This is a genomic window from Streptomyces sp. NP-1717 (genome assembly GCF_022695985.1).
Taxonomy (GTDB): Bacteria; Actinomycetota; Actinomycetes; order Streptomycetales; family Streptomycetaceae; genus Streptomyces.
The window spans coordinates 1-23,699 of record NZ_JAAPBF010000078.1 but is presented as its reverse complement, the minus strand read 5'-3'; the positions used below and the strand labels follow the sequence as shown (position 1 = coordinate 23,699).

Here is a 23,699-nt window from a genome sequence, read left to right as displayed (position 1 = left end):
GGCGCCTACTTCCGGCGGTTGCCGGAGGGCGGCGGAGGCTTGGGCACCTCACTGTCGCCGTTCCCCGGCGGAGGCTTGCCCTGCGAAAGATCCGGCTCAGGCTTGCGGTGATCCCCCATGACACGCCCCTTCCCGAAGGTAGTCGATCAACTACAGAGTGCTACAGGCCTGATCGGCCGGGCAAGCGATCCGGAGAGATCGGCGCCCGGCTCCCGTGGCACTCACCGCGCAGACCCGGCGCACTCGGGAGCGCATCCGTCAGTGACCCGTGCCCCGCCCGCCGTCCGGGCCGTCCCCCAGTGCCTCCGCCAGGACCTCCGCCAGGTGCCTCGCTCCGCCGGCGGACAGTTGGTCCAGCTGCGTACGGCACGAGTAGCCGTCCGCCAGGAGTTCCGTTCCCTCCGCCGCCGCCCGGACGGCGGGCAGCAGTTGGTCCTCCGCGCAGGCCACCGAGACGTCGTAATGGCCCTTCTCGAAGCCGAAGTTGCCCGCAAGGCCGCAGCAGCCGCCGCTCAACTCGCCGGTGAGTCCGGCCCGTTCGCGCAGGCGTCGTTCCGCCGCGTCGCCGAGGACCGCGTGCTGGTGGCAGTGGGTCTGGCCCGCGACCGGGCGGTCCACGCGTGGCGGTCGCCAGTCGGGGGCGGACTCCTCCAGCGTCTGGGCGAAGGTCCGTACGGAGGCGGCGAGCCGGGCGGCGCGCGGGTCGTCCGCGAGCAGTTCCGGCAGGTCCGTCCTGAGCGCGGCGGCGCAGCTCGGTTCCAGGACGACCACCGGCAGTGCCCGGTCGAGCAGCGGTTCCATCCGGTCCAGGGTGCGCCGCATCACGGCGCGCGCCTGGTCGAGCTGGCCGGTGGAGACGTAGGTGAGGCCGCAGCACACCTTGCCGGGCGGCAGCGTGTGCGTGAGACCGGCCGCGTCCAGGACCCGTACGGCCGCCTGGCCGACCGACGGCGACAGGTGCTCCGTGAAGGTGTCCGGCCACAGCACCACCGCCGGGTCGCCCACCGGGTCGCGCCGCTGCCTCCGCAGCCACCGGGTGAACGTCAGCGGCGCCAGGCGCGGGATCGAGCGCTCGGGGGCGATCCCGCCCGCGCGCTTGGCCAGCGCGGCCACGCCCGGCACCCGTACCCCCGCGTTCAGCAGGCCCGCGAACGGCGCGGCGGCCCGGAGCCAGCGCGGCAGCCGCCCCATCGCGTAGTGCGCGGCGGGCCGCCGCCTGCCCTCGTAGTGGTGGTGCAGGAACTCGGCCTTGTACGTGGCCATGTCGACGCCCACCGGACAGTCGCTGCGGCAGCCCTTGCAGGACAGACAGAGGTCGAGCGCGTCCCTGACCTCGGTCGAGCGCCAGCCGTCCGTGACGATCTCGCCGGCGAGCATCTCGTGCAGCAGCCGGGCGCGCCCGCGCGTGGAGTGCTGTTCGTCGCCGGTCGCGCGGAACGAGGGGCACATCACCCCGGCGCCCGAACTCGGCCCCTCCACCCGGCATTTGGCGACGCCGACACAGCGCCGTACGGCCGCCGAGAAGTCGCCGCCCACGACTCCGTCCACCTCGCCGTCGTGCGGATAGGCGAAGGCGACGTCGACGCGCTCACGCGGCAGAACCTCGAAGCGCAGGTTCTCGTCGAGCCGGGCGGGCCGGGCGATCGAACCGGGGTTCAGTCCGCCCGCCGGGTCCCACACGTCCTTGAACTGTCCGAAGAGGCCGGTCAGTTCGTCCCCGTACATCTTCGGCAGCAGCTCCGAGCGCGCCAGCCCGTCGCCGTGCTCACCGGAGAGCGAGCCGCCGTGTGCGACGACCAGAGCGGCCACGTCCTCGGAGAAGCGGCGGAAGCGGCGCACCCCGTCGGTGCTCAAGAGGTCGAAGTCGATGCGCACATGGATGCAGCCGTCGCCGAAGTGCCCGTAGGGCGTGCCGCGCAGCCCGTGCTGGGCGAGCAGCGCGCGGAAGTCCCGCAGGTACGCGCCGAGTCGGGCGGGCGGTACGGCGCAGTCCTCCCAGCCCGGCCACGCCTCTCCGCCGTCGGCGCTGCGGGTGGCGGTGCCCGACGCGTCCTCCCGTACCCGCCACAGGGCCCGGATCCCGGCCGGGTCGTCCACGACCGTGCCGTCCAGCGCGTCGGCGGCGCGCATGACGCGCTCGGCGTGCGCGCGGGCCTCGGCGACGGTGGCGCCGCCGGTCTCCACGAAGAGCCAGGCACCGCCGCGCGGCAGGTCGTGCGGGCCGGGGACGAGGTCGTCCGCCATGCCCTCGACGGTGAGCGGGTGGTACGGCAGCAGCCCCGCCGCCGCTTCGGCCGCCGCGCTCTCGTCGGGGTAGCCGAGGACGGCGAGCACCCGCGCGGGCGGCGAGTCCACCAGCCGTACGACGGCTTCCGTGACGACGCCCAGCGTGCCCTCGCTGCCGCAGAACGCGCGGGCGAGGTCGGTGCCGTTCTCGGGGAGCAGCGCGTCGATCGCGTAGCCGGAGATGCGGCGCGGGAGGCCGGTGGGGTAGCCGGTGCGCAGCAGGGCGAGGTTGCTCTCCACGAGGGGGCGCAGGCCCGTGGGGGCGCCGTCCCAGCCCCTGCCGAGGCGCATTGAGGCGCCGCCGTACGTCGTGACCGAGAGCTCGTGGACGTTGTCGGCGGTCGTCCCCCACGCGACCGAGTGCGACCCGCACGAGTTGTTGCCGATCATGCCGCCGAGGGTGCAGCGGCTGTGCGTGGAGGGGTCGGGCCCGAAGGTCAGACCGTGCGGCGCGACGGTGTCGCGGAGCCGGTCGAGGACCACTCCGGGCTGCACGACGGCGGTACGCGCCTCGGTGTCGACTGACACGATCGAGCGAAGATGCCGGGTGAGATCGAGGACCACACCGATGCCGGTGGCGTTCCCGGCGATCGAGGTGCCGCCGCCGCGCGGCACGACGGGCACGCCGTGCGTACGGCAGACGTCGAGGGCCGCCGCGACGTCCGCCGCGTCACGGGGGGCGACGACGCCCACCGGGACGCGGCGGTAGTTGGATGCGTCCATGGTGACCAGGGCGCGGGCGGCGGCGCCGAAGTCCACCTCGCCCCGGACGGCTCCGGCGAGGTCTCTGACCAGGGCGGTGGTGACCGCCGGCGCCTCCGTCCGCGCGGGTGCCGTGCGCGCCGCTGATTCCCGGTTCCGGTGCCGCTCCCTGTGCTCAGCCATTCCCCCAGGATGCCCCGCCGGCCGTGCCGCGCCACCTGTCGGCGACGTGTCGGGAGCGTGTCGGGGACGTCTCACGACGTGAACCGCTCCCCTGACGGACCGCGGAGAACGTCTAGGCTGCCGCCCGTGGCCGATATTCAGATTCCCGCTGACATCAAGCCCGCCGACGGTCGATTCGGCGCTGGCCCCTCCAAGGTGCGTACGGAGGCGGTCGACGCCCTGGCCGCCACCGGTACCTCTCTCCTCGGCACGTCCCACCGCCAGGCCCCGGTGAAGAACCTGGTCGGCGCGGTGCGCGACGGTGTGCGTGAGCTGTTCAAGCTCCCCGAGGGCTACGAGGTGATCCTGGGCAACGGCGGCTCCACCGCCTTCTGGGACATCGCGACGCACGGTCTGATCGAGAACAAGTCGCAGCACCTGAACTTCGGTGAGTTCTCGTCGAAGTTCGCGAAGGCGTCGAAGCTCGCCCCCTGGCTGGCCGAGCCGACCGTCATCTCCTCCTCGCCGGGCACCCACCCGGACCCGGAGGCCGAGGCGGGCGTGGACGTCTACGCGCTGACGCACAACGAGACCTCCACCGGTGTGGCCGCGCCCGTCAGGCGCGTCGCGGGCGCCGACGAGGGCGCGCTCGTGCTGGTCGACGCCACGTCCGGCGCGGGCGGCCTGCCGGTCGACATCGCCGAGACGGACGTCTACTACTTCGCCCCGCAGAAGTCCTTCGCCTCCGACGGCGGCCTGTGGATCGGCGTCTTCTCACCGGCCGCGCTGGAGCGCGCCGCGCGTGTCCACGGCTCGGGCCGGCACGTCCCGGAGTTCTTCTCGCTGCCGACGGCGATCGACAACTCGCTGAAGAACCAGACGTACAACACGCCCGCGCTCTCGACGCTGTTCCTGCTGAACGAGCAGCTGACCTGGCTGAACACCCAGGGCGGCCTCGACTGGTCGACCGCCCGCACGGCCACGTCCGCGCGCACCCTGTACGGCTGGGCGGAGTCGTCCAAGTACGCGACGCCGTTCGTGCTCGACCCGGCGCACCGCTCGCAGGTCATCGGCACGATCGACTTCTCGGACGAGATCGACGCGGCGACGATCGCCAAGGTCCTGCGCGCCAACGGCATCGTGGACACGGAGCCGTACCGCAAGCTGGGCCGCAACCAACTGCGGGTGGCGATGTTCCCGGCGATCGACCCCTCGGACATCGAGGCGCTGACGGCGTGCGTCGACTACGTGATCGACAAGCTCTGACCCCACCCCGCGCCGTCGACCGGCCCCGTCCCCTTCGCTGGGGGCGGGGCCGTCACTCTTGCGCGTGAAAGATCACGCTCACGACGAATCGGGCTGTCCCGGCATCGATGATGGTCTCGACACCAGCCATCAGGAGGCCCTCATGTCTGCCGCAGCAGCCGAGCACCCCTATGACGGCCCGCCGGAAAGTCAGCTTGAGACGGCCGACAGCATCATGGAAAAGCTTCCCGGCTTCCGCGTCGAGATCATCGGAGGCGTCATCACCGTGGCCCTACCCCCGGACGGTGCCCATGCACGGGCCCTGAGGAAACTTTCCCGGCCCTTTGAGGATGCCGGGTTGGACGAAGGGGAGACGGAGGTGCTGCAAGCGATCGGCCTGTGGCTTCCCGCCGGTCCGGAGGACTTCGCCATCCCCGATCTCTCGCTCGTGGATGCCGACTTCGAAGAACACCTGATGCAGTACAACTGCTACGACCCGGCCGTCTTCCGCCTGGTCCTCGAAGTCACCTCCAGCAACTACCAGCAGGACCTGCGGAACAAGGTCACCGCTTACGCCGAGGCCAAGATCCCCGTCTACGTGATCGTCGACCGCAAACACAGCCGACTGCACGTGCTCACCGACCCCGTCGCCGGCGACTACGCAAGCCACCGCATCCACGCGCCCGGCGAGCAGATCGTCCTCCCCGAGTCGATCGGCGCCGAGGTGAAGCTCGATGTCTCGGCCGTGCTCAAGGCCGGGGAGCCCCGGAAGGCGACCTGACGGTCACCGGCTCAGTCGCTGGAATCTGCGGACCGCCAGTGGGACGAACAGCAGCGTGATCGCCGCCGGCCAGGCCACCGACAGCAGCAGTGCGTGTTCCTCCGGCCAGGTGCCGCCGCTCGCCACCGGGTTGCCGAACAGTTCGCGGGTCGCCGTCACCGTCGCGGACACCGGGTTCCACGCGGCGACCACACCCAGCCAGTCGGGCATCAGGGACGGTGCCACGAAGACGCTGGAGATCATCGTCACCGGGAAGGCGACGGCGAAGAGACTGCCCGCCTGTTCGGGGCCGGGGACCACCAGGCCGAGCCAGACTCCCACCCAGATCAGCGAGAAGCGCAGCAGCATGAGCAGGCCGAAGGCCGCCAGGGAGGCGAGCAGGCCGCCGTCCGCGCGCCAGCCGATCGCCAGGGCCGTGAGCGCGAGGATCGCCAGCTCCGCGCACGCGGTGAGCAGGTCCCCGACGCCGCGCCCCGTGACCACCGCCGACGGCGCCATCGGCATCGACCGGAAGCGGTCGTGCACGCCTTTGGTGGAGTCGGTGACGAACGCCGTCGCCGTGTTCATGAAGCCGAAGGCCATCGTCATGGTGAACATGCCCGGCATCAGGAACTCCCGGTAGTCACCCCCGCCCGGCACCCTCATCGCGCTGCCGAAGACATAGCCGTAGAGCAGTACGGAGACGACCGGGAAGCCCAGCATCCAGAGGATGTAGGAGGGTTGGCGCCGATAGTGGGTCAGGCTGCGGCGTACGAGGTTCCAGCAGTCGGCCACCGCCCAGTAGGCGCGGCCGTGCGTGTCGTCCACCGCCAGGCTCACCCCCGCGTCCGCCCTCGGGTCCGTGCTCGTGCTCATGCCGCCACCTCGGTCTTCGCGTCCGTCCTCGCCGCCGTCGTCACGCCGGCCGGCGTCTCTTCCGTACGATGGCCCGTCAGCCGCAGGAACACGTCGTCCAGGCTCGGCCTGCGCAGCCCGATGTCCTCCGCCGCGATCCCCCGGTCCCGCAGCTCCCGCGCGACGTCCGTCAGCGCGGCCACCCGGTCGGCGACGGGCGCGTGGACCCGGCGCGCCTCGGGGTCCGTCGCGGGTACGGACCCCGCGACGCGTGTGATCACCTCGGCCACCGCCGGGAGCTCGGCCTCGTCACGGACGACGACCTCGATCAGGTCACCGCCCACGGTGTTCTTCAGCCCGTCCGGGGTGTCGTCGGCGATGGCCCGCCCCCGGTCCATGACCGTGATGTGCGAGGCGAGCTTGTCGGCCTCGTCCAGATACTGCGTGGTGAGCAGCACGGTCGTACCGCCCGCCACCAGCGCCCGTACGGCGTCCCAGACCTCGCCGCGCCCGCGCGGGTCGAGCCCGGTCGTCGGCTCGTCGAGGAAGAGCACCCGGGGGGCGAGGATCATCGACGCGGCGAGGTCGAGCCGGCGCCGCATGCCGCCGCTGTACTCGCCCACGCCCTTGTCCGCCGCGTCCACCAGGTCGAAGCGCTCCAGCAATTCCCCGGCGCGCAGCGCGGCCCGCCGTCCGCCGAGGTGGAAGAGGCGGCCGAACATCTCCAGGTTCTGCCGGCCGGTGAGGATCTCGTCGACCGCCGCGTACTGCCCGGTCAGCCCGATCCTGCCGCGGACGGTGCGCGGGTCGGTGCGCACATCGACCCCGGCGACCGTCGCGCGCCCGCCGTCGAGCTTGATGAGGGTCGCGAGGGCGCGTACGGCGGTGGTCTTGCCCGCGCCGTTCGGGCCGAGGAGTCCGTGGACGGTTCCGGCGCGTACGGCGAGGTCGAAGCCGTCGAGGGCACAGGTGTCCCCGTACCGCTTGCGGATCGCTTCGGCGTGCACGGCGTATTCGGGCGCGGCGCTGTCGGCCGCGGCGTGGTCGGTCACTGCCCCTCCAGAGAACTGAGTACGGCGTACCCATAAAGCGTACACGGTACTCAGTTGTTTGGCGGCCGATTAGGCTGGGGCCATGGCGACGACGGAAAGCAGCGGCAGCGGGGACGTGTCCCGCAGCATGGAACTCCTCTGGGGCACCGGCGAGCGGGCGACGCGGGGACCGAAACCGGGGCTCACGCTCGACCGGATCGTCACCGCCGCCGTCGAACTCGCCGACGCCGAGGGGCTCGCGGCCGTCTCGATGCGCAGACTCTCCACGGAGCTGGGCGCGGGAACGATGTCGCTCTACCGCCATGTCCCCGGCCGGGCCGAGCTGGTGAACCTGATGCTGGACCGCGTACAGGGCGAATCCGTCGCGCGGGCCGCCGACGCGGACGCCTCCGCCTCTCCCGGCTGGCGGAAGACCGTCGAGACGGCGGCCCGCGGCGAACTCGCCCTCTACCAGGCCCACCCCTGGCTGCTCTCCGTCAACCAGAGCAGGCCCGTCCTCGGCCCCGGGGCCGTCGGCGGTATGGAGACGGTGCTCTCCGGGATCAAGGACATGGGTCTGAGCGACCCCGAGATGATCTCCGTGGTCATCATGGTCAGCGGTTATGTCTCCGGGGTCGCCCGCACCCAGGTGCACGCCGTCGAGGTCCAGCAGGCGACCGGCATCAGCGACGACGAATTCTGGCAGGCTCAGGAGCCGTTCCTGGCGGCGGTGATGACCAGCGGACGCTACCCGGTGATGTCCACGCTCTCGGCGGACGCGTTCGGGCCCGACTTCGACCACTTCGAGTTCGGGCTCCAGCGACTGCTCGACGGCCTGGAGGTACTGGTCGCGCGGCGCACCGGCGGCGGCTGAGCCGCTGCGTACTCCGTCAGCCGCCCTGCTTGCGGCGCCTGAACCCGAAGAACAGCACGGCGGCGCCCACGAGCACCACCGCTCCGATCGTGATGTTCCCGCCGTCGCCCCCGGCGCCGTCCCCCGACGCGCCGTTCCCCGCGCTCCCCGCACCCGAGGACGAACCTCCGCCCTTCTCGATGTCGACGCGCTCGACCTGGCTGCGCGTCCCCTCCGTGCCGAACATCAGGGCCGAACCGTCCAGGGTGTACGTCACCGACTCGGCCTGCCCCTGGATCGGGGCCCGGACGCGGTGGTCGGCGCCGAGGCGGCCGTTCTTCCACACGTAGCCGCGGGCGCTGAAGTACGAGCGCAGCACCAGCTCCTTGCCGTCCGGCGAGAACGCGCCGTCGGTCACCCACGGCACCTCGCCGACGCGCGTGAAGGTGTTCGTGCCGCCGGCGCTCAGCTCGGCCGGGCCTTCGTAGAGGCCGCCGCCGTCCTCGTTCTTCGAGGCGATGTAGACGCGGCCGGTGGTGGGATGGACCATCATCGCCTCGGCGTCGCGCGGGCCGTCCGCGTACTTCACCGTGTACTGGGTGGCGTCGACCGTCGCGTCCGCGAGCGTCTTCGGCTCGGGGAAGCGGTAGATCCAGACGTGGTCCCAGCTTCCGTTGAGGTTGTCGCCGATGTCACCGACGTAGATGTCGCCGTCGGCGCCGACGGAGATCGCCTCCATGTCGCGGGGCTCCCCGACGCCGCGCATGGTGATCGTCGCGACGGTCTCGCCGGTCCGCGAGTCGATGCCGTAGATCAGGGGCTTGTCCTGATCGTTGTGCGTCCAGTAGACGCCGGGGTGGGCGCGGCTGGCGGCGAGGCCGCTGGACTCGGTGATGCGCGGGTCCGTGATCCGGAAGGTCCGGTCGGGGTCGGCCGCGGGGGCGGCGGGCGCGGCCACGGCCGCCGGGCCGGACAGCGCGCCCGCGGTGCCCGCCAGGACGAGCACCGCCGCCGCGAGGGCGGACCGGACACGGCCCGCGCGCGGGCCCGGACGCGGAGACGAACGCTGAGACGGGCGCGAAGGCGGACGCACGATCTTGACCTTGACCATGGCCCAAGACTGCCACCTCACAGGCCGGGCACGGTCGTCCACCGGCCATCGGGGATGATGATCCGATGCGTTTCATGTTCGTCGGCGACTCGATGACCATCGGCCGCGCCGGCGACTTCACCTGGCGCTACCGGATGTGGCAGCACCTGAACACGGCGTACGGCGGCCCGTACGCGATCGTCGGCCCGCGCACCGGACTGTACGACGCCCACGCCGACGCCCCGGTGTCGCACGCGTACGGCGCCCCCGACTTCCCCGCCAAGGCGTGGCCGCACCTCGCGGGCTGGGGCGAGGGCTGGCAGCACATGGCGCCGGTGGTCCGTGACGCCGTCGCCGCGCACGGCGCGGACGTCCTGCTCGTCTCGCTCGGTCTGATAGACCTCGGCTTCTACACGGACAGCAGCCAAACCGCCCTGTACGCAAGGGAGTTCATCGCCGAGGCACGGGCGGCCAATCCGCGCGTGCGGATCGTACTGCTGCCGGTCATACCCAACACCCGCGCGGACACCGACCCGGAGTTCGCCGCCGAGGTCGACCGCTTCAACGAGCTGCTGGGCAAGGCGGTCGCCGATCTGGACGACGCGGCGTCCCCCTTGCTGCCGGCCTCGCGCCCCCCGTCGTACGACATCCACCGCGACACCTATGACGGGACCCACCCCGGCCCCTCCGGTGAGCACCTGCTCGCCGGGGCGTTCGCCGACGCGATGCATCAGGCGTGGGGGCTGGGCACGCCGTATCCGTTCAGGGCGCGGTGAGCCGGCGTACGCGGGCGCCGCTCCCGTACGTACGACGCGTCACCCGCGTCCGAGCGGGGTCCCGCACCCGCCGCAGTTCACCAGCTCCGGGTCGTCGTTCAGCCGACCGCACTCCTCGCAGACCAGGTCGAGCATGCAGGGCGGTTCACCGCCCTCCACGACCTCGTCACCCGCGACACCGGTGTCACCGTGACCGTCACCGAGGGACATCGCCGCGCACCTCCCCACCGCTCGCCGTCTCACTCCCAACCCTACGCAAGCCCCTCGTACCCCATCCCGTGGCCGGCCCGCCGGGCACCGCGTGGCGGTCCGGTCCCTGAGGTCTTGCTTCGAGCGCGCTCGAAGGCGTTGGCTGTAGAGCCATGAAGTACACGCAGCTCGGACGCACCGGACTCAAAGTCAGCCGACTCGTCCTCGGCACCATGAACTTCGGCCCGCACACCAACGAGGCCGACAGCCACGCCATCATGGATGACGCGCTCGGCGCAGGCATCAACTTCTTCGACACGGCCAACGTCTACGGCTGGGGCGAGAACAAGGGCCGTACGGAGGAGATCCTCGGCACCTGGTTCGCGCAGGGCGGCGGCCGTCGCGACAAGGTCGTGCTCGCCACCAAGGTGTACGGCAACATGACGGCCGACCGCGAGGCGTGGCCCAACCACGACAAGCTCTCCGCCCTCAACATCCGCCGCGCGGTCGACGCCAGCCTCAAGCGGCTCCAGACCGACCACATCGATCTCTACCAGTTCCACCACATCGACCGGGACACCCCGGTCGAGGAGATCTGGCAGGCGATCGACACCCTGATCCAGCAAGGCAAGATCCTCTACGCCGGTTCGTCCAACTTCCCCGGCTGGAAGATCGCCCAGACCAACGAGACGGCGCACCGCCTGGGCTCGTACGGCCTGGTCAGCGAGCAGTGCCTGTACAACCTCGCCGAGCGCCGCGCCGAGATGGAGGTCATCCCGGCCGCGCGGGAGTACGGCCTCGGGGTCATCCCCTGGTCGCCGCTCCAGGGCGGTCTCCTCGGCGGCGCGATCCGCAAGGAGCGCGAGGGCGCGGCCGGCAAGCGCTCCGGCGACCGGCTGCGGGACAGCAAGATCCGTGAGCAGATCCAGGCGTACGAGGACCTGCTCGCCAAGCACGCCATCGAGCCGGGCGAGGCCGCTCTGGCCTGGCTGCTGACGCGTCCGGGCGTGACGGGCCCGATCGTCGGCCCGCGTACGGCCGAGCAGTTGGAGTCCGCGCTGCGCGGGGTCGAGCTGGAGCTGTCGGACGAGGTGCTGGAGTCGCTGGAGGAGATCTTCCCGGGTCCGGGGCCGTCTCCGGAGGCGTTCGCCTGGTAGTGCCCGACACGGGGGGGCGCGGCCTCCGGGCCGCGCCCCCCCGAGCGGACGGTCGCTGGGCCTGTCCGGCACATCCCGCCTAGCCGACCGCTCCCGCCACTGCGACGATCACGAACATCAGCACCAGCACGGCGGCCATGATCCGGTTCCGGGTTTTGGGGTCCACACGTCGAGGTTAACGGCCTCCGGCAGCGGGCCTCGCGGTGGGGCAGCGCACCAGCGTCTCGTACCGCGGCTGCTCGCCCGGGACCCCGGCCACGGGCAGCCGGCTGCGTACGAGCGCCAGCTCCCCGACCTGCCATGCGGTCCCCTCGAAGCCGTCGAGCGCGGCCACGTACGGCCTGAGGTCGGTCTCGGTCCGCGTACGGGCCAGCGTGAGGTGCGGCCGGTAGGTGCGGTGCTCCTCCATCGGCAGCCCGGTCCGGCGGGCGGCGGCGTCGGCGCGTTCGGCGAGCCGCCGCAGCTCGGCGGTGCCTCCGGCGGCACCGGCCCACAGCGCGCGCCCGCCGAAGTGCCCGCCGCCGCGCAGCCGCAGCGAGAACGCTTCGGTCCGGTGCGCCGCCCGCCCCAGCCGCTCGGTCAGCTCGGGCACGAGCCCGTCGTCGACCTCTCCCATGAAGGCGAGCGTGAAGTGCCACCCCGCCTGCCCGGTCCACCGCATCTCCTCGGCCCCGGGAAGCCCCCGCACCCGCCGGTCGACGGCGGCGGCGAGTTCGTCGACGGCACGGGCGGGCGGCAGCACGGCGGCGAAAAGACGCATGAAGCCGAGTCTGACAGCCCGGCGTAACCAGGTCACCGTGGTTATCGTTGTACCGCGCGGCTGCCGCATGTGCGTACGGCGGCGGGGAGGAGCGCCACGATGACCGTCGTAGAGACCGACAGGATCGCCATGGCCGACGAGAGCGACAACAAGGACAAGCTGACTCTGGACAGGATGTTCGAGTGGCTTGAGCAGTTGCCCGTCCCCGAGGGATACAAGGCCGAGATCGTCGGGGGGAACGTCTTCATGTCGCCGCAACGGGACACCCATTGGGAGATCATCGCGGACATCTACGACCAACTGCGGGCTTCCGGGTACGCGCGCAGCCGGGTCAAGTCCGATGTCCGCTTCGACTTTCCCGGGCACCTGAACGGCTTCGCCTGCGATGTCGTCGCGCTGTCCGGCGAGGCCGTGAAGAACGCGAAGGGCCTCTGGGACTACGAGGACATCGAGTTGGTGGCCGAGGTGATCTCCAAGTCCACCGCGCTCAACGACTACGGCCCGAAGAAGGCCGCCTACGCGACCGCCGGTGTGCCCGTCTACCTCGTCGTCGATCCGTACGTCGGCCGCTGCCGTGTCTTCACCGAACCGAAGAAGGACGAGTACACCTTCGACCGGACCGTCGACTTCGGTGAGGAGATCAAGCTCAAGGACACCGTCGTCGGGCTGACGCTCAAGACCGACGAGTTCCCGCGCGGCTGACCTTCATCCCGCCCGCTCCCCCGAACCCTCCGGGCGAGCGAGCGAGCGAGCGGGCGAGCGGGCGGCGTGTGTCACGCAGCCGTCGCCAGTGGCCGTTCCCGCTGGACGAACGTCACATGCCGGTGGCCCCGCCGCAGGTCGATCTTGACGCGGAGGCCGCCGACCCGGGCGAGCATCACGCCCACGCCCACCGCCGCCAGCGCGGCGACCGCGCCGCCGGAGGCGAAGCCGACCCTGGCGCCGTAGGTGTCGGTGACCCAGCCGACGATCGGGGCGCCCAGTGGCGTACCGCCCGTGAAGACCATCATGAACAGGGCCATCACCCGGCCGCGCATGGCCGGGTCCGTGGTCATCTGGATGCTGGAGTTGGCGGTGACGTTGACCGTCAGGCCGCACATGCCCACCGGCACCAGCAGCGCCGCGAAGAGCCAGAACGTGGGGGCGAACGCCGTCACGATCTCCAGCACTCCGAAGAGGATCGCCGCCGCCACCAGCAGCCGCATCCGAGAGGTGCCCCGGCGGGCCGCGAGCAGCGCGCCGATCAGGGAGCCGATCGCCATCAGGGTGTTGAGCAGACCGTACGTACCGGCGCCCGCGTGGTAGACGTCGTCCGCGAAGGCGGACAGCCAGATCGGGAAGTTGAAGCCGAACGTGCCGATGAACCCGACGAGCACGATCGGCCAGATCAGCTCGGGCCTGCCCGCGACGTAACGCAGCCCCTCCCGTAGCTGGCCCTTGCCGCGCGGGGTCCGTTCGACCTTCAGCAGCTCGGAGTTGCGCATCAGCAGCAGGGCGGTGAGCGGGGCGATGAACGAGAGTCCGTTGAACAGGAAGGCGTAGCCGCTGCCGACGGCGGTGATCAGCACACCGGCGACGGCCGGGCCCACGAGCCGGGCGGACTGGAAGTTGGCGGAGTTCAGGCTGACGGCGTTGCGGAGCTGATCCGGGCCGACCATCTCGTGCACGAACGACTGCCGCGCCGGGTTGTCGACCACCGTGACCAGGCCGAGTGCGAAGGCCGTGGCGTACACATGCCAGACCTGGACCTGACCGGTGAGGGTGAGGGCGGCGAGCGCGAGGCCGGTGATTCCCATCGCGGCCTGCGTGCCGAGCAGCAGGGTGCGCTTGTTGCACCGGTCGGCGATGACGCCGCCGTACAGGCCGAACAGCAGCATCGGCAGGAACTGGAGGGCCGTGGTGATACCGACGGCCGTGGAGGATCCGGTGAGGGTGAGCACCAGCCAGTCCTGGGCGATGCGCTGCATCCAGGTGCCGGTGTTCGACACGACCTGTCCGGTGGCGAAGAGCCGGTAGTTACGGATCTTCAGCGAGCTGAACATGCTCGTGCGGGGCTGTTCGTTCTGCTCAATGGGGTCGGGGGTGGTCGGTGCGGGGGCGGAGTCTGCTCCGGATCCCGTACTCAAAGTGGGTTCGCCTCCTCGGCGTGGACAGCGTGCTTCTGACGGGCGGCTACAGGTGCGCGAGCTTCTCCAGCACCGGAGCGGCGGCGCGGAGCTTGGACCATTCGTCCTCGTCCAGGCCCTCGGCGACGGCGGTCAGCCAGGCGTTGCGCTTGCGGCGGCTCTCTTCGAGCATGGCTTCGGCCCGCTCGGTCGACGTGACCACCTTCTGGCGGCGGTCGTCGGGGTGCGGCTCCAGCCGGACCAGTCCCTTGGCTTCGAGCAGGGCGACGATGCGTGTCATCGACGGCGGCTGTACGTGCTCCCTGCGGGCCAGCTCACCGGGTGTGGCCGAGCCGCAGCGGGCGAGGGTGCCGAGCACCGACATCTCGGTCGGGCTCAGTGACTCGTCGACGCGCTGGTGTTTGAGACGCCGGCCCAGACGCATGACGGCCGAGCGGAGTGCGTTCACGGCGGCCGCGTCGTCGCCGTGGGATAGGTCAGGCATGTTCTTTAGCCTAACTCATTACCTTGGCTAAGGAAAACGGAAACCGGCTCTCCGCGCCAGGGCTCACAGATCCCACACATCGAGCGCCCGCAGCTCACTCGATCGAGTGAGACGACCGCGAAAAGTCACCCAACGGTCCGCGAGCGCCCGCGACCCTGGTCGGCATGGGATCGACAGTGCTCAGCCTGCGGATAGACGGTGAGCTGCTCGACCGGCTTCGGCAACACGCCGCCAGACGCGGAATGAGCGTCCAGGACTATGTGGTCGGGACACTCACGCGCGACGATTTCGACGAGCGCTTCCGGGCGTCCGTCGACGAGACGGAGAGGTTCTACGGCGCGGCGTGACCAGGCGGGCGTGACCGGCCGGGCGTGACCAGGCGGGCGTCACCGGCCGCGCCGCCGCTGCCGGCCGGGCCGTTACGTGAGGCCCAGCGCCGGCATCGCGTAGTAGAAGACGAACACGGCCGACACGACGTACATCGCCACCGGCACCTCGCGGCCCCGGCCCGCCGCCAGCCGCAGCAGGCTGAAGGTGATGAAGCCGACGCCGATGCCGTTGGTGATCGAGTACGTGAACGGCATCGTCACCATCGCCAGGAACGCGGGAACGGCGACGGTGAAGTCACTCCAGTCGATGTCCTTGACCGATCCGGCGAGGATCAGGAAGCCGACCGCCACCAGCGCGGGCGTCGCCGCCTGGGACGGGACCATCGTCGCGATCGGCGTGAGGAACAGCGACACCGAGAAGAGCGCGCCGGTCACGACGGACGCGAGACCCGTCCTGGCCCCTTCACCGACACCGGCCGTGGACTCCACGAAGCAGGTGGCGGCGGAGGACGAGGTCCCGCCGCCGGACGCGACGGCGATGCCGTCCACGAACAGCACCCGGTTGATGCCCGGCAGCCGCCCCTTCTCGTCCATCAGCTTCGCCTCGTCGCCGACGCCGAGGATCGTGCCCATCGCGTCGAAGAACGTGGACAGCAGCACGGTGAAGACGAAGAGGACACCGGTGAGGATGCCGACCTTCCCGAAACCGCCGAAGAGACTCAGCTCACCGATCAGCCCGAAGTCCGGGGTGTCCACGGGGTTGCCCGGCCACTTCGGGGTGGTCAGGCCCCAGCTCGGCACCTCGGCGACGGCCTCGACGACGAGCGCGACCACCGTCATCGTGACGATCGAGATCAGGATGGCGCCGGGCACCTTGCGGATGATCAGTGCCAGCGTGAGCAGCGCGCCGAGCGCGAAGACCAGGACGGGCCAGCCGTTGAGGTGGCCGTCGGAGCCGAGCTGGAGCGGCACGGTGGTGTGGGCGGCGTCCGGGATACGGGAGACGAAGCCCGAGTCGACGAGCCCGATCAGCATGATGAACAGGCCGATACCGATCGCGATGCCCTTGCGGAGGCTTGCCGGTACGGCGTTCATCACCCGTTCCCGCAGCCCGGTCGCGACCAGCAGCATCACCAGGAAGCCGGCCAGGACGACCATGCCCATCGCGTCGGGCCAGCTCATCCTCGGGGCGAGCTGGAGCGCGACGACCGTGTTCACCCCGAGCCCGGCGGCGAGCGCGATCGGCACATTGCCGATGACGCCCATCAGGAGGGTGGCGAAGGCGGCGGTCAGCACGGTGGCGGTGACCAGCTGGCCGCCGTCGAGCTGGTTGCCGTACATGTCCTTCGCGCTGCCGAGGATGATCGGGTTCAGCACGATGATGTAGGCCATCGCGAAGAAGGTGGCGAAGCCGCCGCGCACCTCGCGGCCGACGGTGGAACCGCGCTCCGAGATCTTGAAGAAGCGGTCGATGGCGACCGGGTCGGTGGCCTTGTCCTGCACGGGCATGCGCAACCCTCGGTCGTCGTGGTCATCGGCTGTGCGAACGAATGAAACCGGCCACGCGGAACGGGCCATCTCGCAAAAACTGCTTCAGTATGAACAGATGGGCCGGTGATCGCTATCTCCGCGCGTAGAGCCGTGTGGGAGCGCCCCCGCCGCCGGTGCCCGCCCCCGGTCCGGCCGGTGGCCGGCACATACACTGACGCCATGGCCAAATGGACCCCGACGCATGAGGCACCCGAGCCCCTGGAGGGGCCGGTCGTCCCGACCATCGTCGGCGGCACCGTCATCTGGTTCGTCCTCTTCCTCGTGCAGCTCCCGTTCTACGGCTGGTTCGACGACCACGGGCACCTGTGGTGGGTGTGGACCTGTCTGGCCGGCGCCGGGCTGGGGCTGATCGGCATCTGGTACGTCCTCAGGCGCGACGCGGCCATCAGGCGCGCGGCCCGGGAAGCGGGCACGGAACCGGGCATGGAACCGGGCGCCGAGGGAGGCACCGGTTCGGCCGCGGACCCCGGCACCACCTCCCCCGGGGACCCCACGCCGTAATGCCCTGGGACGACTTGTGCGCGTACCCGTCGTACCTCGGTCGGATCTTCGGGCCCCCCGGCGGGTAATCGCCCCCGCACGGCCGTAACGTCAACCCCATGACTCAGCGGGCGAAGATCGACACCGGCGGCGGCGAGCCACGCGGCCCCTCCATCGACGCGGGTGCGGAGCTGGACCCCGTCCATCCGAGGGACCTGCCCGGGCCGGGCCGCGCCACGGGGCTGACCGCCGCGGAGGTCGCCGAGCGGGTCGCGCGGGGCGAGGTCAACGACGTTCCCGTACGCAGCAGCCGCTCGACCGCCGAGATCGTCCGCGCCAACGTCTTCACCCGGTTCAACGCGCTCATCGGTGTGCTGTGGGTGATCGTGCTGTTCGTCGCGCCGATCCAGGACAGCCTCTTCGGTTTCGTCATCATCGCGAACACCGGCATCGGCATCATCCAGGAGCTGCGCGCCAAGCGGACGCTCGACGGTCTGGCCGTCATCGGCGAGGCCAGACCCGTCGTACGGCGCGACGGCGTCGCGGCGGGGATCTCCACCTCCGAGATCGTCCTCGGTGACGTCGTCGAGCTCGGCCCCGGCGACAAGGTCGTCGTGGACGGCGAGATCGTCGAGGCCGACAATCTGGAGGTCGACGAGTCCCTGCTCACCGGTGAGGCCGACCCCGTCCTCAAGCGTCCCGGCGACACGGTGATGTCGGGCAGCTTCGTGGTCGCGGGCGGCGGCGCGTTCCGGGCGACGAAGGTGGGACGGGAGGCGTACGCGGCCCAACTCGCCGAAGAGGCCTCGCGCTTCACACTCGTCCAGTCCGAACTGCGCAGCGGTATCAGCACGATACTCAAGTACGTGACCTGGATGATGGTCCCGACGGCGATCGGGCTGATCATCAGTCAGCTCGTCGTCAAGGAGAACAACTTCAAGGACTCCGTCGCCCGCACCATCGGCGGCATCGTCCCGATGATCCCGGAGGGCCTGGTCCTGCTGACCTCGGTCGCCTTCGCGATCGGCGTCATCCGGCTCGGCCGCAAGCAGTGCCTCGTCCAGGAGCTGCCCGCGATCGAGGGCCTGGCCCGCGTCGACGTCGTCTGTCTCGACAAGACGGGCACGCTCACCGAGGGCGGCATGGACATCACCGAGCTGCGCCCGCTCGGCGGCGCGGACGAGGCGTACGTACGCACGGTGCTCGGCGCCCTCGGCGCCTCCGACCCCCGGCCCAACGCCAGCCTCCAGGCGATCATCGACGCGTACCCGGACGACTCGGGGTGGCGCGCCACGGCGGCGCTGCCGTTCTCCTCGGCCCGCAAGTACAGCGGCGCCACGTTCGAGGGGGACGGCGGGTCCGGGCCCACGAGCTGGCTGCTCGGCGCGCCCGACGTCCTGCTGCCCGCCGGTGATCCGACGCTCGACGGGATCGACGCCCTCAACCGGCAGGGTCTGCGGGTGCTCCTGCTGGCCCGCGTCGAGGGCACCGGCCCGCTCGACGCACCCGGTGTGACGGCCGGCGCGGTGCCGACGGCCCTGGTCGTGCTGGAGCAGCGGCTGCGCCCCGACGCCGCCGAGACCCTCACGTACTTCGCCGATCAGGACGTCGCGGCGAAGGTGATCTCCGGCGACAACGCGGTCTCGGTCGGCGCCGTGGCCGCGAAGCTCGGGCTGCCGGGCGCGGACCGTACGGTGGACGCCCGCCAACTGCCCGGCGAACGCGACGAGATGGCGAAGGCGCTCGACTCGGGCACGGTCTTCGGCCGGGTCAGCCCGCAGCAGAAGCGGGAGATGGTGGGCGCGTTGCAGTCGCACGGCCACACGGTCGCGATGACCGGTGACGGTGTGAACGACGTCCTCGCCCTGAAGGACGCCGACATCGGCGTCGCGATGGGTTCGGGCTCGGAGGCGACACGGGCGGTCGCCCAGATCGTGCTCCTCAACAACAGCTTCGCGACGCTGCCTTCGGTGGTGGCCGAGGGCCGCCGCGTCATCGGCAACATCACGCGCGTCGCCACGCTGTTCCTGACGAAGACCGTCTACTCCGTGCTGCTGGCCATCCTGGTGGTGTGCACGCAGGTGGAGTATCCGTTCCTCCCCCGGCATCTGACGCTGATCTCCACGCTCACGATCGGCGTCCCGGCGTTCTTCCTGGCCCTGGCGCCGAACAAGGAGCGCGCCCGGCCGAACTTCGTCCGCAGGGTGATGCGCTACTCGATCCCCAGCGGCGTCATCGCCGCCGCCACCACGTTCACGACGTATCTGCTGGCCCGCTCGCACTACAGCGGCGCGGGCTCGCTGCCCGCCGAGACGAGCGCGGCGACACTGACGCTGTTCCTGGTCTCGATGTGGGTCCTGGCGATCATCGCCCGCCCGTACACCTGGTGGCGGGTGGGGCTGGTGCTGACGATGGGGTTCCTGTTCCTGGTGGTGCTGGTCGTCCCGTGGCTCCAGCACTTCTTCGCGCTGAAACTGGTGGGCACGACGATGCCCTGGACGGCGGTGGCGATCGCGGCCGTGGGCGGGGTGCTGCTGGAAGTGGCGTGGCGGGTGGTGGACCGGAAGTTCCCGGTGTAGGAACGGCCGGCCCGGAAACGGGACGGCGAAGGGCCCCGCGCCGGATGCGCGGGGCCCTTCGTGGTGCCTGCGTGAGCTGTTACGTCACTTCACGTCGACGAAGTCGCCGGCCGGGATGACCGCCGGGGTCGTGGACGTACCGGCGAAGTTCCAGCGCCAGTAGCCGTCCACCGTGGACTTGGTGGTGGTCTTCAGCGTGCCGGTGCTGGAGGTCTTGACCGTCTTGACCGTGCTGTAGGTGGTGCTGGTCTTCTTACGGAACTGGAGCTGCACGGACTGGGTCGCGTAGCCCTTGTAGGTGCCCGTCTCCCAGTTGGCGCGGGACAGCTTGCCCGTGACCGTGATCGTGCCGCCCTTCTTCACCGGCTCCGGCGCGGCGTTGACGGTGATCTTCGACAGACGCTGGAGGTTCGTCTTGCCGAACTTGTCGTTCTGGACGCTGTAGTCGTCGTTGCCGAGTGCCCAGACGCCGACGTTCCAGGTCTTGGAGTCGCTGTTGATGAGCCACAGCGGGTCGACCTCGATGGTCTGGGTGCACGTCGAGGTGGTGGCGCTCGCGGCCGTGCACTTGAACGCCCCGGGCGCTCCGAAGCCGAAGGAGTCCGGGTCGTCGAGGCTGGAGCCGATCCAGATGATCGCGTCGGCGTCGGCGATGCCGGACGGGTGGGACGCGGTGATCGAGACGGAGACCTTCTTGACGGCGGTGGTGCCGACGACGATCGGCTTGCCGCCGTTGACCACGGCCTTGTTGATGACCGGGGCCTCGGCGGCCAGCCTGGCGTTGCCCTTCGGCGCGGCGGCGGAGCCCTGGTGGGTGGCGGAGCCGTACGACGGCACGCCGGGACGGTCGCCCGCGGGCGCGGCCTGGGTGGCCGGCACGGCGAGAGCCGACAGAGCCAGGGCACCGGTCGCGACGGCAACAGTGGCGCGGATTCGCATGCATTTCCCCATTTGTCAGTGAGCCCGTTGGCTCATATGTACAGACGGGGATCAGGACGTATTGGTTGTACACAACGTGCGACTTTCGTGAAGATCGCACCTCTTGGCCCAACGGTCTCAGTCGAACCAGCGGTCCCGCGCCAGTTCCTCCGTACGCGACGCGTCCTCCAGCAGCGCGGCCACCTCGAAGCGACGCGGCCACTGGCCCGCCGCCCACGCCAGCCCCGCGGCGACGCCCTCCACCGTGGACGCGTGGACCGTGCCGTCCGGGGTACGCCGCCAGTCCAGCTCCTCGCCGCCCGCGAGCAGCCGCTCGTGCTCGACGTAGGTGGCGGGCGTGCCCGGGCCGAGCAGTACATGGACGGACTCCGGGACCTCGCACTCCTCGCCCTCGGTCGTCACCTCGGCCGTGACGCTCTCGCCGAGCCGTCCGACCTGGAGCAGCTCCGCGAGGTCGGCGGCGCGGGCCGGGGCGACCGGCAGCAGCGGCAGTCCGGCGGTGAGCGGCAGCAGGTCGGGGGCGTCCGCGATCACGGCGTCCGCCGCGTCCACGATCCGCACCTCGCCGTCCACGACCGCGCGCAACTCGTCCGGCAGCGTGACCTGTTCGGGGTCGAGGTCCGCGATCGCCGTGTAGAGGGCGTGCAGCTGACGAGCCGTCACCTCCCGGTCGGGGTCGGCCAGCCGGCCCAGCAGCTCGGCCGCGCCGCCCGGTTCCTCCAACAACGCGGCGACCGACGTCCGTACGCCCAGCGCGCGCAGCACCTGCGCGTCCTCGAAGCCGGACGCGTCCACGGAGTCGTACAGACCGGCCAGCAGCGGGTCGCCGCCCGCCGCGCGCAGACCGGCCGGACGGCGCCCGTCGAGCACGGGATGGTCGCGCAGCCACCACGCGGTGTACGAACGCACGCTCTCGGTGGTGCCGTCGGGCAGCAGCACGCGTACGGGCGCGGTCAGCGCGTCCCGCAGCGGAGGCCGGGCCAGCAGGGCGAGCGCCTGCGGCCAGGCGTCGTCGTCCACCAGGTCCAGGTCGCGTACGGCCACGATCTCGGTGGCGACCGGCGGCACGGGCGTCTCGGGAAGCCGGTCCAGGACGTCCTCGCACCACACATCGACGGCGTCGAGCAGACCCGCGTCATCGGGTTCGGCGAAGTCGCCGTCGCGCGGCTCCAGTTCGTCGGGGTCCAGGACGACGTCGGTGGCGCGTACGAGGGTGAAGCCGGCCAGCACCCCGCAGGCGGCGAGGGGCTGTTCGCCCCAGCGTTCGGCCAGGTCGGCTTCGCACAGGGCGAGTTCGCCCTCGCGCATGACCTCGGCGAACGGGCCGCCGGGCAGGACGAGTTCACCGGCGGGGGCGAGTTCGCCGTCCTCGTCGGGCAGGGCGAGCGCGGCCAGCCACGGCTCGTCGCCCGCGTCCAGGTCGGCGTCCCGCACCAGGGCGAGGACCGTCTCGGCCAGCTCCTCGGCGTCCAGACCCTGTTCCTCGTCCCACACCTCGGCGGAGTCCAGCGAGGCGGCGACCGCCGCGCGTACCTCCGGGGTGGTCAGCACGGCACGCGGCGTGGCGGGGAGGGCGCCGAGCTTCTCCAGCAGCGGATGGGCCGCGTCGGGGTGCGCCACCTTCAGGCCGAGCCTGGCCAGGTCGGACGGGGTGTCGGCGAGCGGCAGCAGGACCCGCCGGGGTCCCACGGCCGTCCGGCCGCCCGCGAGCGGCACCGGCAGCCCGGACAGCCGGTCCGGGTCGACGCCGGCCAGCGACTCGTACAGCCGCCGCCACCACTCGGGGGCGCGCTCGGCGCCGCCGATGCGCTCGATCGCGTCGCCCAGCGGCAGCCGGCCCACCGTCAGGGACCGCAGCTCCGTGCGACGTTCGAGTCCGGCGGGCAGCAGTGTGGGCAGTACTTCGGCCAGTACGCGTACGGTGTCGGCGCCCGCGCCCTCCACGACCTCCGCCTCGAAGGGCCGCAGCGCGGGCAACTCCTCGCTGGGGACGGCCGGTTCGAGGAAGGCGACACGCGGCAGCCGCTTGAGGATCGCGGCCCGCAGGACGCCGTCCAGCTCGCCCTTGCCCAGCGGTCCCGGCACCAGGTCGATGGTGCCGGTGGACACCGGCCGCCAGTCGCGGAGCAGTTCGGCGTACGCGTCGGCGGCGCGCTCCACGAGGAAGTCGGTGAGCGGCCCGGGCGCGGGGTGGCGCCTGGTGGTGTCCAGCGGCAGCGAGGCGATCAACAGCGCGGGGACGCCGAGGGGTTCGTCGGTCGGCGTCGGGGCGTGCACGACGGGTGCGGTACGGGGCCGGGCCGGGGCGCCCTCACCGTCCACGGGGACGGCCCAGGTGACCGCCCAGTGGGGGCGCAGGCGCTCCTCGACGGGGCGGCCTTCGAGGAGTTCGGGGGCGGTGGCGCCGTGGTGGCTGACGACCCGCCAGCGCCGTACGGCATCGGCCGCGCTGTCCTCGACATGCACGTACGGGCCGTCCTCGGCGCGCCTCAACACCCGTTCGCCGTCGGGGGTTTCGACCACGATCTCGGCGAGGCCCGGCAGGGTCAGCAGCAGCGCGTCGTCGATCGCGGCGAGCAGCCGCTCCACCAGGTCGAGCGCGGTCCCGTCCCGCAGGGGCAGGATGACGACGGTGTCGTAACCCTCGGGTGCGCTGCCCTCGGCGGGCAGCGGCAGCCTGAGCAGCGGCACGTGCCCGTCGCGGCGGCGGAGCTCGTCGCCGAGCCCGGGGCTCGCCTGGGCGGCCTCCTGGGCCAGCCCGCGCGCCTCGGCGAGCGACCAGCGGACACCGCCGTGCCGGCCGACGACGGCCGGTTCGTCACTGACGGCGATGACGGCGGCGAAGCCGACGCCGAACCGCCCGACGGCGGACTCGTGCCCCGCGCGCTTGGCGGAGGCGCGCAGCGTGCTGAGCGATTCGACGCCGGCCGCGTCGAGGCCCGCGCCGGTGTTGGCGGCCACGAGCACGGCGGGCGCCTCGGCGGTGGCGGCCCGCAGGGTGAGCCGGAGCCGGCCGGGTGCGCCGGCGCGGGCGGCGGCGTCGGCGGCGTTCTGCGCCAGCTCGACGATCAGACGGTCACGGTAGCCGCCGAGCGCGAGGTCCTCCTCGGCGTTGGCGTCCTCCCGGAACCGTGCGGGCCCCGCACCCCAGGAGTCCAGTACCGCACGCCGCAGCCGAGCCGTCCCGAACGGATCGGCCCCCTCGGTCGTCGTGACGCTCACCGTATGACTCCACTCTGTCCGCGTACCGGTCCCGTATCGGTAAGTGTGCGGCCCGAAGGTACCGCGCGAGCCACCCCCGGCGGGGCGGGGGTCCGGGCTACGGCCGGGACCGATCGGGCGGGC

Annotated in this window: 20 protein-coding genes; 9 read left to right on the top strand and 11 right to left on the bottom strand. The window is 71.5% G+C overall.

Annotation, left to right across the window (positions count from 1 at the left end; genetic code table 11):
- Positions 1-258: 258 nt before the first annotated feature.
- Positions 259-3,171 carry an FAD-binding and (Fe-S)-binding domain-containing protein gene (locus GXP76_RS17860; RefSeq protein ID WP_242572534.1) on the bottom strand — a complete coding sequence of 971 codons (2,913 nt, stop codon included), beginning with the start codon at positions 3,169-3,171 and terminating at the stop codon, positions 259-261.
- 126 nt (positions 3,172-3,297) lie between these two features.
- Between GXP76_RS17860 and serC the strand changes: the two genes are divergently transcribed.
- Both serC and GXP76_RS17850 read left to right on the top strand, forming a co-directional pair.
- Positions 3,298-4,416 (top strand): phosphoserine transaminase, encoded by a 1,119-nt coding sequence (gene serC, locus GXP76_RS17855; RefSeq protein ID WP_242572533.1) that lies wholly within the window; start codon positions 3,298-3,300, stop codon positions 4,414-4,416.
- A 142-nt stretch (positions 4,417-4,558) separates the two neighbouring features.
- The gene (locus tag GXP76_RS17850; protein ID WP_242572539.1) at positions 4,559-5,176 is read left to right on the top strand and encodes a Uma2 family endonuclease; all 618 of its coding nucleotides are present in this window, start codon (positions 4,559-4,561) and stop codon (positions 5,174-5,176) included.
- 3 nt (positions 5,177-5,179) lie between these two features.
- Here GXP76_RS17850 and GXP76_RS17845 read toward each other — a convergent pair whose 3' ends face one another.
- Complete coding sequence (locus GXP76_RS17845) at positions 5,180-6,031, bottom strand: ABC transporter permease (protein WP_242572532.1); 852 nt, start codon at positions 6,029-6,031, stop codon at positions 5,180-5,182.
- Positions 6,028-7,062: an ATP-binding cassette domain-containing protein gene (locus tag GXP76_RS17840; RefSeq protein ID WP_242572531.1), complete on the bottom strand. Its 1,035-nt coding sequence runs from the start codon at positions 7,060-7,062 to the stop codon at positions 6,028-6,030. The genes GXP76_RS17845 and GXP76_RS17840 overlap by 4 nt, the downstream gene beginning before the upstream one ends.
- Positions 7,063-7,144: 82 nt before the next feature.
- On the opposite strand from GXP76_RS17840, the gene GXP76_RS17835 reads away from it, so the two are divergent.
- The gene (locus tag GXP76_RS17835; RefSeq protein WP_242572530.1) at positions 7,145-7,915 is read left to right on the top strand and encodes a TetR/AcrR family transcriptional regulator; all 771 of its coding nucleotides are present in this window, start codon (positions 7,145-7,147) and stop codon (positions 7,913-7,915) included.
- A 16-nt stretch (positions 7,916-7,931) separates the two neighbouring features.
- Here GXP76_RS17835 and GXP76_RS17830 read toward each other — a convergent pair whose 3' ends face one another.
- Entirely contained in the window at positions 7,932-9,005 is a 1,074-nt protein-coding gene (locus GXP76_RS17830; protein ID WP_242572529.1) for a WD40 repeat domain-containing protein, read from the bottom strand.
- Positions 9,006-9,070: 65 nt separating this feature from the next.
- Here GXP76_RS17830 and GXP76_RS17825 point away from each other — a divergent pair, with 65 nt between their 5' ends.
- Entirely contained in the window at positions 9,071-9,760 is a 690-nt protein-coding gene (locus GXP76_RS17825) for a GDSL-type esterase/lipase family protein (protein WP_242572528.1), read from the top strand.
- A 39-nt stretch (positions 9,761-9,799) separates the two neighbouring features.
- Here the strand turns inward: GXP76_RS17825 and GXP76_RS17820 are convergent, their stop codons facing one another.
- A complete protein-coding gene (locus tag GXP76_RS17820) occupies positions 9,800-9,970 on the bottom strand; it encodes a hypothetical protein (protein WP_242572527.1) in 171 nt (56 codons plus the stop codon).
- Positions 9,971-10,122: 152 nt separating this feature from the next.
- On the opposite strand from GXP76_RS17820, the gene GXP76_RS17815 reads away from it, so the two are divergent.
- A complete protein-coding gene (locus GXP76_RS17815; protein WP_242572526.1) occupies positions 10,123-11,106 on the top strand; it encodes an aldo/keto reductase in 984 nt (327 codons plus the stop codon).
- A 175-nt stretch (positions 11,107-11,281) separates the two neighbouring features.
- Here GXP76_RS17815 and thpR read toward each other — a convergent pair whose 3' ends face one another.
- Positions 11,282-11,866: an RNA 2',3'-cyclic phosphodiesterase gene (gene thpR, locus GXP76_RS17810; RefSeq protein WP_242572525.1), complete on the bottom strand. Its 585-nt coding sequence runs from the start codon at positions 11,864-11,866 to the stop codon at positions 11,282-11,284.
- Between the two features lie 99 nt (positions 11,867-11,965).
- On the opposite strand from thpR, the gene GXP76_RS17805 reads away from it, so the two are divergent.
- Complete coding sequence (locus GXP76_RS17805) at positions 11,966-12,568, top strand: Uma2 family endonuclease (RefSeq protein ID WP_242572524.1); 603 nt, start codon at positions 11,966-11,968, stop codon at positions 12,566-12,568.
- Positions 12,569-12,639: 71 nt separating this feature from the next.
- Here the strand turns inward: GXP76_RS17805 and GXP76_RS17800 are convergent, their stop codons facing one another.
- The gene (locus tag GXP76_RS17800) at positions 12,640-13,992 is read right to left on the bottom strand and encodes an MFS transporter (protein ID WP_242572523.1); all 1,353 of its coding nucleotides are present in this window, start codon (positions 13,990-13,992) and stop codon (positions 12,640-12,642) included.
- Positions 13,993-14,038: 46 nt separating this feature from the next.
- Entirely contained in the window at positions 14,039-14,476 is a 438-nt protein-coding gene (locus GXP76_RS17795) for a MarR family winged helix-turn-helix transcriptional regulator (RefSeq protein WP_242572522.1), read from the bottom strand.
- A gap of 164 nt (positions 14,477-14,640) precedes the next feature.
- Between GXP76_RS17795 and GXP76_RS17790 the strand changes: the two genes are divergently transcribed.
- Positions 14,641-14,823 carry a ribbon-helix-helix protein, CopG family gene (locus GXP76_RS17790; RefSeq protein WP_189110003.1) on the top strand — a complete coding sequence of 61 codons (183 nt, stop codon included), beginning with the start codon at positions 14,641-14,643 and terminating at the stop codon, positions 14,821-14,823.
- A gap of 72 nt (positions 14,824-14,895) precedes the next feature.
- On the opposite strand, the gene GXP76_RS17785 is transcribed toward GXP76_RS17790, so the two are convergent.
- A complete protein-coding gene (locus tag GXP76_RS17785; RefSeq protein WP_242572521.1) occupies positions 14,896-16,314 on the bottom strand; it encodes an NCS2 family permease in 1,419 nt (472 codons plus the stop codon).
- A 201-nt stretch (positions 16,315-16,515) separates the two neighbouring features.
- Here GXP76_RS17785 and GXP76_RS17780 point away from each other — a divergent pair, with 201 nt between their 5' ends.
- Both GXP76_RS17780 and GXP76_RS17775 read left to right on the top strand, forming a co-directional pair.
- The gene (locus tag GXP76_RS17780; RefSeq protein ID WP_242572520.1) at positions 16,516-16,857 is read left to right on the top strand and encodes a DUF2530 domain-containing protein; all 342 of its coding nucleotides are present in this window, start codon (positions 16,516-16,518) and stop codon (positions 16,855-16,857) included.
- Positions 16,858-16,955: 98 nt separating this feature from the next.
- Positions 16,956-19,415, top strand: a complete 2,460-nt coding sequence (locus tag GXP76_RS17775; protein ID WP_242572519.1) for a cation-translocating P-type ATPase — start codon at positions 16,956-16,958, stop codon at positions 19,413-19,415.
- An 84-nt stretch (positions 19,416-19,499) separates the two neighbouring features.
- Here GXP76_RS17775 and GXP76_RS17770 read toward each other — a convergent pair whose 3' ends face one another.
- The gene (locus GXP76_RS17770; protein WP_242572518.1) at positions 19,500-20,354 is read right to left on the bottom strand and encodes a DUF5707 domain-containing protein; all 855 of its coding nucleotides are present in this window, start codon (positions 20,352-20,354) and stop codon (positions 19,500-19,502) included.
- Between the two features lie 117 nt (positions 20,355-20,471).
- A complete protein-coding gene (locus tag GXP76_RS17765) occupies positions 20,472-23,576 on the bottom strand; it encodes a sacsin N-terminal ATP-binding-like domain-containing protein (protein WP_242572517.1) in 3,105 nt (1,034 codons plus the stop codon).
- Positions 23,577-23,699: the final 123 nt, after the last annotated feature.

Coding starts and splice junctions, on each gene's coding strand:
- GXP76_RS17845 (WP_242572532.1), bottom strand. CDS start 6,031: ATGAGCACGAGCACGGACCCGAGGGCGGACGCGGGGGTGAGCCTGGCG.
- GXP76_RS17805 (WP_242572524.1), top strand. CDS start 11,966: ATGACCGTCGTAGAGACCGACAGGATCGCCATGGCCGACGAGAGCGAC.
- GXP76_RS17835 (WP_242572530.1), top strand. CDS start 7,145: ATGGCGACGACGGAAAGCAGCGGCAGCGGGGACGTGTCCCGCAGCATG.
- GXP76_RS17785 (WP_242572521.1), bottom strand. CDS start 16,314: ATGCCCGTGCAGGACAAGGCCACCGACCCGGTCGCCATCGACCGCTTC.
- GXP76_RS17795 (WP_242572522.1), bottom strand. CDS start 14,476: ATGCCTGACCTATCCCACGGCGACGACGCGGCCGCCGTGAACGCACTC.
- GXP76_RS17790 (WP_189110003.1), top strand. CDS start 14,641: ATGGGATCGACAGTGCTCAGCCTGCGGATAGACGGTGAGCTGCTCGAC.
- GXP76_RS17815 (WP_242572526.1), top strand. CDS start 10,123: ATGAAGTACACGCAGCTCGGACGCACCGGACTCAAAGTCAGCCGACTC.
- GXP76_RS17775 (WP_242572519.1), top strand. CDS start 16,956: ATGACTCAGCGGGCGAAGATCGACACCGGCGGCGGCGAGCCACGCGGC.
- GXP76_RS17780 (WP_242572520.1), top strand. CDS start 16,516: ATGGCCAAATGGACCCCGACGCATGAGGCACCCGAGCCCCTGGAGGGG.
- GXP76_RS17860 (WP_242572534.1), bottom strand. CDS start 3,171: ATGGCTGAGCACAGGGAGCGGCACCGGAACCGGGAATCAGCGGCGCGC.
- GXP76_RS17830 (WP_242572529.1), bottom strand. CDS start 9,005: ATGGTCAAGGTCAAGATCGTGCGTCCGCCTTCGCGCCCGTCTCAGCGT.
- GXP76_RS17820 (WP_242572527.1), bottom strand. CDS start 9,970: ATGTCCCTCGGTGACGGTCACGGTGACACCGGTGTCGCGGGTGACGAG.
- thpR (WP_242572525.1), bottom strand. CDS start 11,866: ATGCGTCTTTTCGCCGCCGTGCTGCCGCCCGCCCGTGCCGTCGACGAA.
- GXP76_RS17825 (WP_242572528.1), top strand. CDS start 9,071: ATGCGTTTCATGTTCGTCGGCGACTCGATGACCATCGGCCGCGCCGGC.
- GXP76_RS17850 (WP_242572539.1), top strand. CDS start 4,559: ATGTCTGCCGCAGCAGCCGAGCACCCCTATGACGGCCCGCCGGAAAGT.
- GXP76_RS17770 (WP_242572518.1), bottom strand. CDS start 20,354: ATGCGAATCCGCGCCACTGTTGCCGTCGCGACCGGTGCCCTGGCTCTG.